This window comes from Betaproteobacteria bacterium, assembly GCA_016720855.1.
Lineage (GTDB): Bacteria > Pseudomonadota > Gammaproteobacteria > Burkholderiales > Usitatibacteraceae > FEB-7.
Genome location: JADKJU010000002.1, coordinates 278,689 through 295,310, shown reverse-complemented (window position 1 = coordinate 295,310; position 16,622 = coordinate 278,689). Strand labels below are relative to the sequence as shown.

Sequence of the window (16,622 nt, the reverse complement as noted above, 5' to 3'; positions counted from 1 at the left end):
AAACCGACCCCGGAGTTACGGCTTCCGGGGTTTGCGCCCGGTCCTGGCCAAGGTGGCGTCGAACAGAAAGTTGGGTAGCACGGTGAGGAGCCTGGCGACGATCGCCATCTGCCAGGGGATGACCGCGTAATCCTTGCCCGCCTCCACCGCCCGGGCGAAGCGCCGGGCGAAGTCATCGGCCGTGATGATGAACGGCATCGGGTAGGGGTTCTTCGCGGTCATGGGCGTGGCGATGTAGCCGGGGCATATCGTCACCACCTTCACGCCGCTGCCGCGCAGTTCCACCCGCAGGCTCTCGCAGTAGCGAATCGCGGCCGCCTTCGAGGCGCTGTACGCCCCGGCGCCGGGCAGTCCGCGATAGCCCGCCACGCTCGCCACACCCACCAGCTTTCCCCGCCCCGCCTTGCGCATCGCGTCCACGAAGGGGTGGAAGGTGTTCACCATGCCGATCACGTTGATGTCGAGGATCTGGCGGAAGACGTCGATGTCCGCCGCGTTCTCCGTGATCGTTCCGTGCGAGATGCCGGCGTTGGCGATGACGAGATCGGGTACGCCGTGCTTTGCGACGAAATCCGCCGCTGCGGCCTGCAGGGCGCCGATGTCGCGCACGTCCGCGACGTAAGTCTGCGCCCCGGAGGGCAGCGACTGGCAAAGGCGGTCGAGGAGATCGGCGCGCCGGGCGACCAGGCCCAGCGTTGCGCCCCGCGCGGCGTACTGGCGGGCGAGCGCTTCGCCGATGCCGCTGCTCGCGCCTGTGAGGAATACGACCATGGAATGAAAAGGGGTCAGGTTGCCTTGAATGTAAAGGGGGTCAGGTTACTTTGCACCGGAAGCGCGCAAAGTAACCTGACCCCCTGTACACCCCTAATTCTTGACCGCTACCGGCTTGGCTGCCGCGGCCGGCGCGGCGGCGGCCGTGGTGCCCATTTCCTTGCGCGCCATGGCGACGAGCTGCTCGACCACGGGGATCACTTTTTCCGGGCCGCCGGCGTGGCCGGTCGAGGTGACGTACTTGCCGTTCACGATGACCATCGGCACGCCGTCCACCTTGTAGGCGCCCATGAGCTGCGTGGCGCGCGCAAGCTTCGACTGCACGGAGAAGGACTTTTCGACGGCGGCGTACTGGACCGGGTCGATGCCTTCCTTGGCGAGCCACTGGTCTCGAACCTTGGGATTGGCGAGGTTCGTGTTGTCCCTGTGCATCGCGTCGAACGCCTTGCTGTGCAGTGCGTCGAGCTTGCCCATGGCCTCGAAGGTGTAGTAGAGCAACGCCAGTTGGGACCAGGCGCCGGCGCCGACGCCGGGGACACGCTTGAAGACCACGTCGGCGGGCAGCTTCTTGACCCAGCTCGCCAGGAAGGGCTCGAGCTTGTAGCAGTGGCCGCAGGCGTAAGAGAAGAACTCGATCACCTCGACCTTGCCGCCGCCGTCGGTTGCCTGCGGGGAGCTGAGCAGGGTGTACTCCTGCCCCAGGCGCAACTGGGCGTGAGCGGCGCCGGCCAGGAGGCCCAGGGCGGCGACGGCGAGCGTGAGGATGCGGCGCAGGTCCATGTTCGTAACTCCGTTAGCGGTTCTTAGTTTCGTCGGTGCGGATGATCGTGACGTCGACGCCGTTCTGTGACAGCGCCGCCTTGATTCGGTTCGCGTCCTCGAGGCTCTGGTAGGGGCCCAGCCGGACACGGTAGAGCGTGCCCTTGCCGGGAATCTCCGCCGGCTTTACCGCCGCTTCCAGGCCGGAAAACGCGATCTTGGCTTTCAGGTTGTCGGCGTCCTTTTCCTCGCCGAAAGCGCCGGCCTGGAGCCAGTAGGCCTCCCCGCTGTGCGGCTTGGGCTGGGCGGGCGAGGAACCCGGGCCCGCCTTGGCGGGCTCCCTGGGCTTGGCGGCGGCCTTGGCCTCCTTGTCCGTCACTTCCTTCTCGCCCGGGAGCATGGTGTAGAACTCGAAGCGCGGCCGGTCGGTCCTGGGCTTTTCGGCGGCTTTTTCCGCGGGCGAGCCTTTCTCCTCGGGCTTGGGCGGCTGCGTGGGGCCGATCTTCGCAAGCGGCTCGATGGGCTTCGCCTTTTCCATGAACGGGCTCGACAGGCGATTGAGCCACAGCGCTACCCCGAGCGCGATGACGATCCCCATGAGCAGCCCGATGATCATGCCGAGCAGCATCGGATGGGCCGTGCGGCCGGCATCTCGCGGCGGGGGGTTGTTCTTGAAATCCTTCGGCATCTACATCCTCTCCGGCGCGCTGACGCCGAGTACGGCCAGGCCGTTGGCGAGAACCTGTCGCGTCGCGGCGACAAGGGCCAGCCGCGCGAGTTTCACCTTCTCGTCCTCGACGAGGAAACGCTCGGCATTGTAGTAGGTATGCAACCGGGCCGCCAAATCGTCGTGCAGGAAGAAGCTGACGAGGTGCGGGGAGAATTCGCGCGCTGCGCGTTCGAGCACTTCCGGAAACTGCGCAAGCGACTGCGCGAGGGCCGCCTCGTGCGCCGTGCCGAGCGCTGAGAGGTCGGCGCGGGCAAGCGATGCCTCATCTCCGCCCCATTCGCGCAGCACCGAGCAGATGCGCGCGTGCGCATACTGCACGTAGTACACGGGGTTCTCGTCGCTCTGGCTCCTGGCGAGGTCGATGTCGAAGACGAGGTGCGAATCGACCTTGCGCATGGTGAAGAACCAGCGCACGGCGTCACGTCCGGCCTCCTCGACGAGATCGCGCACCGTGACGTAGGAGCCGGCGCGCTTGGAGATCTTCACCTCCTGGCCGCCCTTCATCACCGTCACCATCTGGTGCAGCACGTAGTCGGGGTAGCCCTCGGGGACTCCGGTGGCGAGCGCCTGCAGTCCCGCGCGCACGCGCGTCACGGTCGAGTGGTGATCGGCGCCCTGCACATTCACGGCCGAGGTGTAGCCGCGGCGATACTTGGTGAGGTGGTAGGCGACGTCCGGCACGAAGTACGTGTAGGTCCCGTCGGACTTGCGCATCACGCGGTCCTTGTCGTCGCCGAAGTCGGTGGTCCTGAGCCACAGCGCGCCGTCCGCCTCGTAGGTCCGGCCCGCGGCGATGAGCATCTTCACCGTCTCGTCCACCTTGCCGTCGGTGTAAAGCGAGCTTTCGAGGAAGTAGGAGTCGAACTTCACGCCGAAGGCGCGCAGGTCGGCGTCCTGCTCGCCGCGCAGGTACGCGATCGCGAACTTGCGGATGGCCTCCAGGTCGTCGCCCGTGGCGTCCGCCGGTTCCTGCGCCACGTAGTCGCGCGCGATGTCCTTGATGTAGTCGCCGCGGTACCAGTCGTCGTGCATGTCGGCTGCCGCGACGAGGCCCTTCGCCTCGCGGATGCGGAACTGCACGGAGAGCGCCAGGTTCGCGATCTGGTTGCCGGCGTCGTTGTAGTAGAACTCGCGCAGCACCTTCCAGCGCTGCGATTCGAGGAGCGTGGAGATCGCGTCACCCAGCGCCGCCTGCCTGCCGTGTCCCACGTGCAGCGGACCGGTCGGGTTGGCCGAGACGAACTCGACCATGATGGTCCTGCCCTCGCCGGAGCGGCCGCGCCCGAAGTCGCTGGCGGCGGCCTGGATCGCGCAGACCACGCCGAAGCGCGAGGCCCTGGAGAGCGTGAAATTGATGAAGCCGGGGCCGGCGATGTCGGTCTTCGCGATCTCCGGCGCCTGGCCCAGGGCGGTGACGATGGCCTGTGCCGCATCGCGCGGCTTCATACCCACGCGCTTGGCGAGCTGAAGAGCCACGTTCGTGGCAAAGTCGCCGTGGTCCGCGTTCTTCGGGCGGTCCAGGTCCACCGCCAGGTCGCCCGCATCGGGAAATGCGGCGCGGACGGCACCGGTCACGAGGGCGGCAAGTCGGGCTTTGGGGTCGGCTTCGGTCACGGTATCGGGGCTGCTCGCGAAAACCCACTATTATACGGGCGCACTCCTGCGCGACCCATTTCACCCCCGTGTCCCTCCAGATCTTCCGATGGATTTCCCGTTGGCGGGAGTCGGCCGACCCCCATGTGGGGCTGGACTCGATCCTTGCGCATGCGAAGCCGGCCGCAACTGCCGAGGACAGGCTGGCGTGGCTTCGCGACGTGTCGTCCTGGCTTCGGGCCGGACTCGGCGACAATGCGGAGGCAAGAGCCTCGTCAGCCCAGTCGGTTCGGTTGAAGCATCTGCTCGGCGTCCTCACGCGCCAGCCGGAGAAGAGGGAGGCCTTTGCCGCGACGCTGCGCGCAGCGCTCGGCCATCGGGACGCCTTCGATCTCCTCATCGAGACGGGGATGCCGCGCGAGGCCGGCTTCCTGGGCGAGTTCATCAACCGGATGCTGGCGAAGGTCCTTCCCGAGCCGCCGCCCACCGATCTGGCCGGTCTCTTCGTCCAGATTTTCCCGGAGCGCGAGGATGCTGGACGGGTGTCGGGCATTTCGGCGGAGAACTGGACCGGTGTGCTGGCGCTCCTGGCTCACGGCGAGGCGGCCGCCGAATTTCGCGCGGAGCTTGCGAAAGCGGCCGCGCGGGCCGTGGCGAGCCTCGCCGTGCAGGTGTGCGCGGCCACGCTGCCCTCGGCGGTTCGCCGGCGCATGCAGCCGGACGAATCGGGTTCGCTCGTCGCCTGGGCCCTGCCGGCGGCTGCGACGGATTTCGTCGAATCCTGCGCCGGCGACGACCACGGCAACCGAACCGCAAAGGCCGAGGCGCTGCAAAAGCTCATCGGGGCATCGCTGCTCGAGGTCGAGCAGGCCTACACGCACCTCGACGACCAGGGTGTCAGCGTCTCGGTGGTCTACCAGCTCGAGCGCATCCGCGCGCAACTGCAGCGTGCCGGCGAGCTGACGGATCTTCTCGCGTTTCCCGAGCACCTGCCGCAGGTGCTGCCCCATTTCATCGGGAGCCTCATCCGCGACGTGCACGACCACCGCAGCGCGCTTGCGCTACTCAACCAGAATTTCTCCCTCGCGGCGCGCAAGGTGGTGGAGCGAAGCGCCGAGACGGGCGAGCACTACATCACGCGCAATCGCGCCGAATACGCGGACATGGTGAAGCGCGCGAGCGGCGGCGGCGCGGTCATTGCCGTCACCACGTACGTGAAGTTCGCTTTTTCCGCGCTGCACTGGCCGCCATTCTTCGACGGTCTCCTCGCGTCGATCAACTACGCGGGGTCCTTCGTCTTCATCCAGTTCACCGGACTTACCGTGGCCACCAAGCAGCCGGCCATGACGGCACCCGCTCTCGCGGCACGCATGAAGGGACTCGCGGACCGGGGGAAGATGGAGGCGTTCGTTGACGAGGTGGCGAACCTCGTGCGATCGCAGTCCGCGAGCATCTTCGGCAACGTCTTCGTCGTCTTCCCGGCCGCCTACCTGCTGGGGCTCGTGCTGGCAAACGCGTTCACGATCCCGATGGACGCCCACAAGGCGTCGAAGACCGTCGAGTCGCTTTCCGCCCTCGGTCCGTCGGCGCTCTTCGCGGCCTTCACGGGCGTCCTGCTGTGGTTCTCGAGCGTGCTGGCCGGCTGGGTGGACAACTGGTTCCATTGCCGGCGGCTGGGGCCTGCCATTGCCGCGCACCGTCGGCTCGCCTTTGTATTCGGGCCCTCGACGATGCAGCGCGTGGCCGGGTTTCTCGACCGCGAGATCGCGGGCCTGGCGGCCAACCTCTCGCTGGGATTCCTGCTCGGATTGGTGCCCGTCGCGTTCGACTTCTTCGGCCTGCCCGTCGAAGTGCGCCACGTGACGCTTTCGACCGGCCAGCTGGCGGCCGCGATGGTGGTGCTGGGATGGTCGTTCCTGGCGACGAGTGCCTTCTGGCTCGCCGTCGCCGGCATAGCGGTCATCGGCGTACTGAACGTCGGCGTGAGCTTTGCGCTCGCGCTGCAGGTCGCCGTCCGGGCGCGCGAGACGGATGGCGCGGCACGCGGCGCGGTCTATGGTGCCATCCTGCGCCGCCTGGTCCGCGAGCCCGTAACCTTCCTTTTTCCGAAGAAGGAGAAGTGACGGAAAGACCCAGCGGCAGGCTTTGAGGGTCTGTCCCTCAATTTTCCTGGGGATCGACGTCGAGCGACCAGCGCACGCGCCGCTCGGCCCGCTCGTCCAGCGCCGCCTTCCACTTGCGAAGGAAAGGCTGCAGCGCGGCGCGCGAGGAGGCGCGCACGAGGAGCTGGGCGCGCTCGAATCCGGCTTTTCGCTCCAGGGGCGCGGGCACCGGGTCGAAGATTTCCACCTTGCCGCCGATGCCCCGCGCGAGCCTTACGGCCACGCGCAGGAACGCCGCCGCTTCGCCGGGGTGCTTCGATTCCGCCCGCAGCAGCGCGATGTGCGCGAAGGGAGGGAACTGCGCGAGCCTGCGCTCCTCCAGCGCCGCATCGGCGAAGGCCGCGTAGTCGTGCGCCGCGACGGCCGCGTAGAGCGGATGCGCCACGAAATCGGTCTGGATGAGCACCTCGCCCGGCTGCTGCGCCCGTCCGGCGCGCCCCGCCACCTGCGTCAGGAGGGAAAAGAGCCGCTCCGCCGCGCGGAAATCCACGCTGTAGAGCGCGCAGTCGCTGTCCACCACGCCCACCAGCGTGAGGCCGGGGTAGTCGTGGCCCTTGGCGAGCATCTGCGTGCCCACGAGGATGTCGATCTTCTCGTCGCGCACCTGTCCCAGCATCTCGGCGAACGCGCCCTTGCGCGCGGTGGAATCGCGGTCCACACGGGCGATGCGCGCACCGGGCAGGGCAGCGGCGAGCGTCTCCTCGATGCGCTGCGTGCCCTGGCCCACGGGGGCGAGGTCGGGGCTGCCGCATCCGGGGCAACGCGCGGGGACGCGCTCGCGGTGCCCGCAATGGTGGCAACGAAGCTCACCCGCCTTCTGGTGCAGCACCAGGTTCGCGCTGCAGCGGCTGCACGCCGAATGCCAGGCGCACGAGCGGCAGAAGAGCACCGGCGAGTAGCCGCGGCGATTGAGGAACACCAGGCTCTGCTCGCCGCGGGCGATTCGCGCCTTGAGCGCGCGCAGCAGCGCATCGGTCACGCCGTCCACGGGCTTGTCGGCGCGCGTGTCGACCATGCGTACCGAGGGCAGCCTCGCCGTCGCCAGCGCCCGCTGCCTGAGTTCCACCAGCGCATAACGCCCCTGCTTCGCGTTGGCCCACGTCTCCAGCGACGGCGTGGCCGATCCCAGCACCACCGGAATCCCCGCCATCTGGGCGCGCCGAACGGCCACATCGCGCGCGGAGTAGCGAAGGCCCTCGTGCTGCTTGTAGGAGGGGTCGTGCTCCTCGTCCACGATGATGAGCCCCAGTTCCGGCATCGGGGAGAGCGCGGCCAGGCGCGTGCCCAGCACGATGCGCGCGCGCCCCGACTGTGCCGCAAGCCACGCGGCGGCGCGCTCGCCTTCGCCCAGGTGGCTGTGGGCCGCGACGATGGCCACGCCGGGGAAGCGTTCATGCACGCGTGACTCGAGCTGCGGGGTGAGGCCGATCTCCGGCACGAGGTACAGCGCCTGCTGCCCTCGCGCCAGGGTCTGCGCGATGAGCCGCAGGTACACCTCCGTCTTGCCGCTGCCGGTGATGCCGGAGATGAGCACGGGATGGAACCGCCCGAAGCCTTCGCGGATGCGCGCCAGCGCCTCCTCCTGCGCCGGCGTGGCCGTGACGGGGGAAGCAAACGGGCCGGTCGCGCAGGGGGCAGCCGCAGGCGTCTTGATGGCGCGGCGCTTGGCCTGGCGAAGCCGCGGCGGCAGGCTCGCGTGGATCACCTCGCCCAGCGGGCGGTGGTAGTAGCCCGCGCAGAATTCGAGCAGTTCGAAGTCGCGTTCGGTCAGGGGCGCGACGTCGTCGATCCCCTTCTCGAGGCTGCGCAGCCGGTCCGCGGGCACATCCGAACGGGCCGTCCGTGCCACCACCACGCCCACCTTGGATGCGCGACCGAAAGGCACGACGACGAGGCTGCCGCGACCCGGATCGAGCCCCTCCGGAACGAGGAAGTCGAAGGCCTGCTCGAGGGGGACGTCGAGAGCGATGCGGGCGATTTTCATGGGGCCGGAAACGCCCTCTTCAGGAGGCTTTTCGCCCTGTGGATAACTCTGTGAGCTTTTTTTCGCCCGCCGCAGCGGAAAATCGGCACTTGCGGTTCATTCTTCACATTTCCAGCGAGAATGATCTCGCAACTAATTGATTATTATTATGTTATTTAATTGGCTGATTTTCGGGAGCCGTTGGGTACGAGGTCGCAGCGAAAACACGCAAGATGTGAATAGGCAATCACTTCCGCGAAAATTTTCCTCTTGACACGGCCTACGATTTCGCGGCCCCGAGGCTATGGCGATGGACGGCCTCGACGAGCGCCTGGACGTGCTCCGGCGGGGTGAACTGGGAGACCCCGTGGCCGAGGTTGAAAACGTGCCCCGGACCCTTCCCGAAGGCCTCCAGGATCCGCTTCGCCTCGCGCTCGATGGCCTCCGGCGACGAGAAAAGCACCGCCGGATCCATGTTGCCCTGGAGCGCCACCTTGTCGCCCACGCGCCCACGCGCCGCGCCGATGTCGATCGTCCAGTCGAGCCCGAGGGCCTCCACGCCGGCTTCCGCCATCGACTCGAGCCAGAGCCCGCCGCCCTTGGTGAAGAAGATCCGCGGCACGATGCGGCCCTCGGCGGTGCGGGTGACGCCGGCGAACACCTTCTTCGCGTAGGCGAGCGAGAACTCGTGGTAGGCCGCGTCGGACAGCGCCCCTCCCCAGGTATCGAAAACCATCACGGCCTGCGCGCCCGCGGCGATCTGCGCGTTGAGATACGCGGTGACGGACTGCGCGTTGAGTTCCAGGATGCGGTGCAGCAGGTCGGGCCGTGCGTAGAGCATCGACTTCACGAGGCGGAAATCGTCGCTGCCGCCTCCCTCCACCATGTAGCAGGCAAGCGTGAAGGGGCTGCCGGAAAACCCGATCAGCGGCACGCGGCCATCGAGCGACTTGCGGATGAGGGATACCGCGTCGAATACATACTTGAGCGAATCGAGGTCCGCCGCACCGAGGCGTTTCACGTCCTCCTCGGTTCGCACCGTGCGCTCGAACTTCGGACCCTCGCCGTCGGCGAAATACAGGCCCAGCCCCATCGCGTCCGGAATGGTGAGGATGTCGGAGAAGAGGATGGCCGCGTCGAGCGCGAAGCGGTCCAGCGGTTGCAGCGTCACCTCGCAGGCAAGTTCCGGCGACTTCGCGAGCTTGAGGAAGCTGCCGGCCCTCTGGCGTGTGGCTTTGTATTCCGGAAGGTAGCGGCCGGCCTGGCGCATGATCCAGACGGGCGTGTAGTCGGTGGGCTGCCGGAGCAGGGCGCGAAGGAAGTTGTCGTTTTTCATGGGGTGCGATTCTCTCACGGCCCGGCGGCGGGCCCGCGACAACCGTCAACGGTGGCGGTCCAGGAAGGCGGTGATGGCGGGAGCGTAGCGCGGGTCGAGGTCGAGGTCGTTGTGCCCATGGCCCTCGATGCGCAGGCGCTCCACCGGCCCGCCCCATGCGGCAGCGAGGCGCTCGGAATGCTCGGGTGCGATGGTCGTGTCCGCGGCGCCGTAGGCCATGAGCACGGGCATCTTCAAGGAGGAGGCGAGGGCGAGGGAATCGAATCGGTGCCGCAGCAGCAGCTCCACAGGCATCCACGGATAGTGCGACCGGCCCACGGCCACGAGGCTGTCGTAGGGCGAGGTGAGCAGGACGCAGTGCAGACCTCGCGCGGCGGCGAGCTGCACGGCCACCCCGGAGCCGAGGCTGCGCCCATGGGCGCACAGGCGCGTGGAGTCGAGGTCGGCCCGGCGTGCGGCCCAGTCGTGGACGGCGAGCGCATCGGCCACGAGGGCTTTCTCGCCCGGTTGGCCGCCGCTATCGCCGTAGCCGCGATAGTTCACCAGGAGCACCGCGCGGCGGCCGTAATGGCGCTCGGCATCGGCCGCGTAGGCGGTCACTTCCTCCGCGTTGCCTCCGAAGTAGAGGACCGCGGGAGTTCGCGAGGCGGGTTCACGCGGCGGCAGCAGGAGCACGCCGGCCAGCGGCGTGCCATCGGCGGCGGAGATGGAGATTTTCTCGAGGGTCCAGCCGGGAGGGCCCGCGGGCGTGCCGCGCGGCGGCTGGGGAAAGAACAGCAGGCGCTCCTGCGCGAACCAGAGAAGCGTGGCCATGCCCGCATAGGCGAGCACGGCGGCGATGAGCAGGGCTTTCACCTTGGCGAGGGGCCCCGCTTCCGGGGCCGGGGTCGGGGACGGTCGCCTCAGCGAGGCAGGTCCGACGTCCCCATGAGGAAGGCATCAACCTCGCGGGCGCACTGGCGGCCTTCGCGGATGGCCCAGACGACGAGCGACTGTCCGCGCCGCATGTCGCCGGCGGCGAAGACCTTGGCCTGCGAGGTCGCGTAGCACCCCTTGCCTTCCGTGGCGGCCTTCACGTTGCCGCGCGCGTCCGTTTCGACGCCGAGGCCGGCCACGAGGCCTTCGTGCACCGGCTGCAGGTAGCCCATGGCGAGGAGCACGAGATCGGCGGCAATCGTGAACTCGGTGCCGGGCACTTCCTTCATGGACATGCCGCCCTTCTCGTCCTTGACCCATTCGACGTGGCAGGCGGTGAGGCTCGTGACCTTGCCGTTCTTTCCCTCGAAGCGCTTCGTCGCCACGGCGAAGTCGCGCTTGGCGCCTTCGTCGTGGGAGCTGGAAGTGCGCAGCTTGAGCGGCCAGTACGGCCAGGTGAGCGGCTTGTCCTCCTGCTCGGGGGGCTTGGGAAGCAGCTCGAAATTCATGACCGACTTCGCGCCTTGCCGGATCGAGGTGCCGATGCAGTCGCTGCCGGTGTCGCCGCCGCCGATCACGACGACGTTCCTGCCCGTGGCGAGTATCTGGCCCGGCACCTTGTCACCCGCGACGACCTTGTTCTGCAGCGGCAGGAATTCCATCGCAAAATGGATGCCGGAGAGCTCGCGTCCCGGCACCGGCAGGTCGCGCGGCTTTTCCGAGCCGCCCGAGAGGACGACCGCGTCGAAGCCCGCGAGCAGCTCCTCGGCCTTCACGTCCACGCCCACGTTGATGCCGGTGCGGATGGTGACGCCCTCCGCGCGCATCTGCTCCAGGCGCCTGTCGATGAGGTGCTTTTCCATCTTGAAGTCGGGGATGCCGTAGCGCAGCAGTCCTCCCGCGCGATCGCTCTTCTCGAAGAGCGTCACGTCGTGGCCGGCGCGCGCGAGTTGCTGTGCGCAGGCAAGGCCCGCCGGGCCGGAACCCACCACCGCCACCTTGCGCTCCGTCTTCCTGGCCGAAACCTCCGGCACGATCCAGCCCTCGGCCCAGCCCTTGTCGACGATGGCCTGCTCGATCGACTTGATGGCGACCGGGTCGTTGTTGATGTTGAGGGTGCACGCCGCCTCGCAGGGCGCCGGGCATACGCGCCCCGTGAACTCCGGGAAATTGTTGGTCGAGTGCAGCACGTCCAGCGCGGAGCGCCAGTGCCCGCGGTAGACGAGGTCGTTCCAGTCCGGGATCACGTTGTTCACCGGGCAGCCCGTCTGGCAGTACGGGATCCCGCAATCCATGCAGCGCGCGCCCTGCTGGCTCATGTCGGCATCGGTGAGCGGGCGGGTGAATTCCCTGTAGACCTTGATGCGCTCGGCAACGGGCTCGTAGCCTCGGTCCTTGCGCGCGATTTCCATGAAGCCGGTGATCTTTCCCATGGGTTCTTGCCTCAGTCGTTCGCTCGAACTTCCGCCGCCTTCACGGTTTCGCCTCGCCGCGCCTGCTCCTGCGCCATCTCGCCCAGGGCGCGCTTGTACTCGATCGGCATCACCTTCACGAAGCGCGGCAGGTACGCCGCCCAGTTCTCGAGGATGCGCCGGGCGCGTTCGCTGCCGGTGTAGAGCAGGTGGCGCTGGATGAGGGCCTTGATCGTGGCGTCATCGTTGCCGGCGAGGTGGTCGATCTTCACCTTGCCGTGCGACTCGAGCTCGAGGTTGGCACCGGCGTCGGCCGCTGCGTGGTCCTCGTCCGGGATCGGCTCCAGCTCCACCATCGCCAGGTTGCAGCGCTGGGAGAAGTCGCCCTCCTCGTCCAGCACGTACGCGATGCCGCCCGACATGCCGGCGGCGAAGTTGCGTCCCGCCGTGCCGAGCACCACCACGGTGCCGCCCGTCATGTATTCGCAGCCGTGGTCGCCCACGCCTTCGACGACAGCCGTGGCGCCGGAATTGCGCACCGCGAAGCGCTCGCCGGCCACCCCCCGGAAATAGGCCTCGCCCATGATCGCGCCGTACATCACGGTGTTGCCGACGATGATGTTGTCCTCGGGGACGATGGGGCAGTCCTTCGAGGGGTAGACGACGATGCGCCCGCCGCACAGGCCCTTGCCGACGTAGTCGTTCGCGTCGCCCTCGAGCTCGAAGGTGATGCCGTGCGCCAGCCAGCCGCCGAAGGACTGGCCCGCGGTGCCCGTGAACTTCACGTGGATCGTGTTCTCGGGAAGCCCCGCGTGCCCGTAGCGGCGCGCCACCTCGCCGGAGAGCATCGCGCCCACCGTGCGGTTCCGGTTGAAGATGGCGCTTTGCACCTGCACCGGCCGCTTCGAGTCGAGGGCGGGACGCACTTTCTCGATCAGGGTGTGGTCCAGCGCCTTGTCGAGCGCGTGGTTCTGCCTGTCCGTCCAGCGGATGGACACGGAGGCATCGACCGGCGGGCGGTAGAAGAGGCGCGTGAAATCGAGCCCCTTCGCCTTCCAGTGCTCGATGCCGCGGCGCATGTCGAGCAGGTCGGCGCGGCCGATCATGTCCTCGAACCGGCGCATTCCCATTCGGGCCATCCACTCGCGCACTTCTTCGGCGACGAAAAAGAAGTAGTTGATGACGTGCTCGGGCTTGCCGGTGAATTTCTTGATGAGCTCAGGATCCTGCGTGGCCACGCCCACCGGGCACGTGTTGAGGTGGCATTTCCTCATCATGACGCAGCCCTCGACGACCAGGGGCGCGGTGGCGAAGCCGAACTCGTCCGCGCCGAGGAGGGCGCCGATCACCACGTCGCGGCCGGTCTTCATCTGGCCGTCGGCCTGCACCGCGATGCGCCCGCGCAGCTTGTTGAGCACCAGCGTCTGCTGGGTTTCCGCCAGGCCGATCTCCCAGGGGCTGCCGGCGTACTTCACCGACGAGAGCGGGGAGGCGCCCGTGCCGCCGTCGTGCCCGGAAATGGTCACATGGTCGGCCTTGGCCTTGGCCACGCCCGCGGCGATCGTGCCCACGCCGATCTCGGACACGAGCTTCACGGACACGCGCGCCTTCGGGTTCACGTTCTTCAGGTCATGGATGAGCTGCGCCAGGTCCTCGATCGAATAGATGTCGTGGTGCGGCGGCGGGGAAATGAGGCCCACGCCGGGCACGGTGTGGCGCACCTTGGCAATGTAGCGGGAGACCTTGTGGCCGGGAAGCTGGCCGCCCTCCCCCGGTTTGGCTCCCTGGGCCATCTTGATCTGCAGGTCGTCGGCATTGACGAGGTACTCGGTGGTGACGCCGAAGCGCCCCGCCGCCACCTGCTTGATGGCCGAGCGCATGGAATCGCCGTTCTGCAGCGGGACGTAGCGGATCGGATCCTCGCCGCCCTCGCCCGTGTTCGACTTGCCGCCGATGCGGTTCATGGCGATGGCGAGCGTGGAGTGCGCCTCGTGCGAGATGGAGCCCAGCGACATGGCGCCGGTGGCGAAGCGCTTCACGATGTCCCTGGCAGGCTCCACTTCCTCGATCGGGATGGGGGTCGCCGCCATGCGGATCTCGAAGAGCCCGCGCAGCGTCATCAGGCGCTCGCTCTGCTCGTTGATGAGCTTCGCGTATTCCTTGTACGTCGAGAAGCTGCCGGAGCGCGTGGCGTGTTGCAGCTTCGCGATCGTGTCCGGCGTCCACACGTGCGCCTCGCCGCGGATGCGGTAGGCGTAGTCCCCGCCCGGGTCGAGGCGGTCGCGGTAGAGCGGCGCATCCGAATAGGCCTGGCGATGCAGCCGCACGGCTTCCTCGGCCACTTCCTCGAGGCCGATGCCCTCCACGGCCGAGGGCGTGCCCGTAAAGTACTTCTCGACGAACTTCGTGTTGAGCCCCACGGCCTCGAAGATCTGCGCGCCGCAGTAGGATTGGTAGGTGGAAATGCCCATCTTGGACATCACCTTGAGGAGCCCCTTGCCGATCGCCTTGATGTAGCGCTTGACCAGCTCCTTGTTGTCCACCTTTTGCGGCAGGCCGTCCTTGATGTCGAAGAGCGTGGCGAACGCCAGGTAGGGGTGGATCGCCTCCGCCCCGAATCCGGCCAGGCAGGCGAAGTGCTGCACCTCGCGCGCGCTGCCGGTCTCGACCACCAGGCCCGAACGCGTGCGCAGGCCCGCGCGGACGAGATGATGATGCACTGCGGCCGTGGCCAGGAGCGCGGGGATGGACACGAGCGCGGCGGAAATCTCCCGGTCCGTGAGGATGACGATATTCACACCCTTCCTCACCGCGTCCTCGGCATCGGCGCACAGGCGGGCGAGCGCGGGCTCCATGCCCTCCGCGCCCCACTCTGCGGGAAAGCACATGGAGAGGACTTCGCTCACGAAGTGGCCGTTGGTGCTCTCGGAGGCGCGGCGCAGCTTCTCCATGTCCTCGAAGGTGAGGATCGGTTGCGAGACCTCCAGGCGCATCACCGGCTCGGTCGAGTCGGGCGAAAGCAGGTTCGGGCGCGGGCCGATGAAGGACACGAGCGACATCACGAGTTGCTCGCGGATCGGGTCGATCGGCGGGTTGGTCACCTGCGCGAAGAGCTGGCGGAAGTACGCGTAGAGCTGCCTGGGGCGGTTGGAGAGCACCGCGACCGGCGTGTCGTCGCCCATGGAGCCCACGGGTTCCTCGCCCGCGACCGCCATCGGCGTGAGCAGCATCTTCAGGTCTTCCTGCGTGTAGCCGAAGGCCTGCTGGCGGTCCAGGAGCTTGTCGATGTCCGGCATCGGGATGGCGCCGGGAGAAGGCAGGTCCTCCAGGCGCATCTGCGTGCGGTCGAGCCAGTCCTGGTACGGGCGCTCGGCGGCGAGGTCGCGCTTGAGCTCCTCGTCGGAGACGATGTGGCCGTGCTCGATATCGACGAGCAGCATCTTGCCCGGCTGCAGGCGCCACTTCTTGACGATCTTCGACTGGGGAATGTCGAGCACGCCCATTTCCGAGGACATGATGATGAGATCGTCGTCGGTGATGAAGTAGCGCGCGGGGCGCAGGCCGTTGCGGTCGAGCGTGGCGCCGATGAACTTGCCGTCGGTGAAGGCGACGGCCGCGGGGCCGTCCCACGGCTCCATGAGCGCGGCGTGGTACTCGTAGAAGGCGCGGCGCTTGGCGTCCATGAGCGGGTTGCCGGCCCACGCCTCGGGAATCATCAGCATCATCGCGTGGGCGATCGGATAGCCGCCCATCACGAGGAGCTCCAGCGCATTGTCGAAGGACGCCGAGTCGGACTGGCCTTCGTAGATGAGGGGCCAGATCTTGTCCAGATCGGTGCCGAGGAGCTTGGAGTGGATGGTCGCCTGGCGCGAGCGGATCCAGTTGAGGTTGCCCTGCAGCGTGTTGATCTCGCCGTTGTGCGCGATGAAGCGGAACGGGTGCGCGAGATCCCAGGTGGGGAAGGTGTTGGTGGAAAAGCGCTGGTGCGCGAGCGCCAGGGCCGAGATGAAGCGCTTGTCGTGCAGGTCGGTGAAGAACTCCCCTACCTGGTGGGCGAGCAGCATCCCCTTGTACACGATGGTCCGGTGCGAGAACGAGGGCACGTAGAACTGGCCGGCGTTCGTGAGGCCCAGCGCGCGGATGGCGTGGCCGGAGGCCTTGCGGATGATGTAGAGCTTGCGCTCGAAGGCGTCGCGGTCGAGCTGGCCGCGGCCGGCGCCCACGAAGACCTGCCGGATCACCGGCATCGTGCTCTTGGCCGAATGGCCGAGGGAGCTGGGGTCGACGGGCACTTCGCGCCAGCCGAGGAGCGCCTGGCCTTCGTTCACGATGGCGCGCTCGATTTCCCGCACGCAAGCCGCGCGCGCCGCCGGGTTCTGCGGCAGGAACACCATGCCCACACCGTAGGCGCCGGCCTTCGGGAGCTTCACGCTGTGGCGGGCCATCTCCTCGCGGAAGAAGCCGTCGGGAATCTGCACCAGGATGCCCGCGCCGTCGCCGTGCAGCGGGTCGGCGCCCGTGGCGCCGCGGTGCGTGAGGTTGTTGAGGATGGTGAGCCCGTTCGACACGATGTCGTGGGACTTCTTTCCCTTGATGTGCGCGATGAAGCCCACCCCGCACGCATCGCGTTCGTGGCGGGGGTCGTAGAGGCCTTGGGCGCGCGGCAGCCCAACCGGGATCTCCATTGCGGATTCCTTTCAGCAATACACCCGGGTGAAGCGGGCGATGATACGGTCGGACGGTGCGTCGATGCGATACGGCCTCTCGAGTCCCGGGATCGCGGCCAGGGCGGGCTTTTGGCCCGAAGCCGTGGGGGCTCCGGACCATCGGGCCGGGCCGCCGGGGCGGCAGATCGCGCGGGACCCTCCATGATAGCGGCGGCCATAGTGCACCGCAACAAATCCACCGGGCCCGGGCAGGGGGTTTCCGAGCCATGGGCGGGGGTTGTGAGTAGAATCGCGGAAAACCGTGCGGACCCGTT

Annotated in this window: 10 protein-coding genes; 1 reads left to right on the top strand and 9 read right to left on the bottom strand. The window is 67.8% G+C overall.

Annotated features, from left to right (window positions below; all coding sequences use genetic code 11):
- Window positions 1-15 precede the first annotated feature (15 nt).
- From IPP91_08495 to IPP91_08480, 4 genes are all read right to left on the bottom strand, one after another.
- Complete coding sequence (locus IPP91_08495; GenBank protein MBL0142106.1) at window positions 16-771, bottom strand: SDR family oxidoreductase; 756 nt, start codon at window positions 769-771, stop codon at window positions 16-18.
- A gap of 93 nt (window positions 772-864) precedes the next feature.
- Entirely contained in the window at window positions 865-1,551 is a 687-nt protein-coding gene (locus IPP91_08490; GenBank protein MBL0142105.1) for a thiol:disulfide interchange protein DsbA/DsbL, read from the bottom strand.
- A 13-nt stretch (window positions 1,552-1,564) separates the two neighbouring features.
- Window positions 1,565-2,218, bottom strand: coding sequence for an SPOR domain-containing protein (locus IPP91_08485; protein ID MBL0142104.1), 654 nt, complete (start codon window positions 2,216-2,218; stop codon window positions 1,565-1,567).
- Complete coding sequence (locus IPP91_08480) at window positions 2,219-3,874, bottom strand: arginine--tRNA ligase (protein MBL0142103.1); 1,656 nt, start codon at window positions 3,872-3,874, stop codon at window positions 2,219-2,221.
- 68 nt (window positions 3,875-3,942) lie between these two features.
- Here IPP91_08480 and IPP91_08475 point away from each other — a divergent pair, with 68 nt between their 5' ends.
- Window positions 3,943-5,976, top strand: a complete 2,034-nt coding sequence (locus IPP91_08475) for a recombinase (protein ID MBL0142102.1) — start codon at window positions 3,943-3,945, stop codon at window positions 5,974-5,976.
- A gap of 37 nt (window positions 5,977-6,013) precedes the next feature.
- On the opposite strand, the gene IPP91_08470 is transcribed toward IPP91_08475, so the two are convergent.
- From IPP91_08470 to gltB, 5 genes are all read right to left on the bottom strand, one after another.
- On the bottom strand, window positions 6,014-7,999 hold the full coding sequence (locus IPP91_08470) for a primosomal protein N' (protein MBL0142101.1): 1,986 nt from the start codon (window positions 7,997-7,999) through the stop codon (window positions 6,014-6,016).
- Window positions 8,000-8,258: 259 nt separating this feature from the next.
- Window positions 8,259-9,314, bottom strand: a complete 1,056-nt coding sequence (locus tag IPP91_08465) for a uroporphyrinogen decarboxylase (GenBank protein ID MBL0142100.1) — start codon at window positions 9,312-9,314, stop codon at window positions 8,259-8,261.
- A gap of 45 nt (window positions 9,315-9,359) precedes the next feature.
- On the bottom strand, window positions 9,360-10,169 hold the full coding sequence (locus IPP91_08460; GenBank protein MBL0142099.1) for an alpha/beta hydrolase: 810 nt from the start codon (window positions 10,167-10,169) through the stop codon (window positions 9,360-9,362).
- A 47-nt stretch (window positions 10,170-10,216) separates the two neighbouring features.
- Window positions 10,217-11,662, bottom strand: coding sequence for a glutamate synthase subunit beta (locus IPP91_08455; protein ID MBL0142098.1), 1,446 nt, complete (start codon window positions 11,660-11,662; stop codon window positions 10,217-10,219).
- 11 nt (window positions 11,663-11,673) lie between these two features.
- The gene (gene gltB / locus IPP91_08450; GenBank protein ID MBL0142097.1) at window positions 11,674-16,326 is read right to left on the bottom strand and encodes a glutamate synthase large subunit; all 4,653 of its coding nucleotides are present in this window, start codon (window positions 16,324-16,326) and stop codon (window positions 11,674-11,676) included.
- Between the last annotated feature and the right edge of the window lie 296 nt (window positions 16,327-16,622).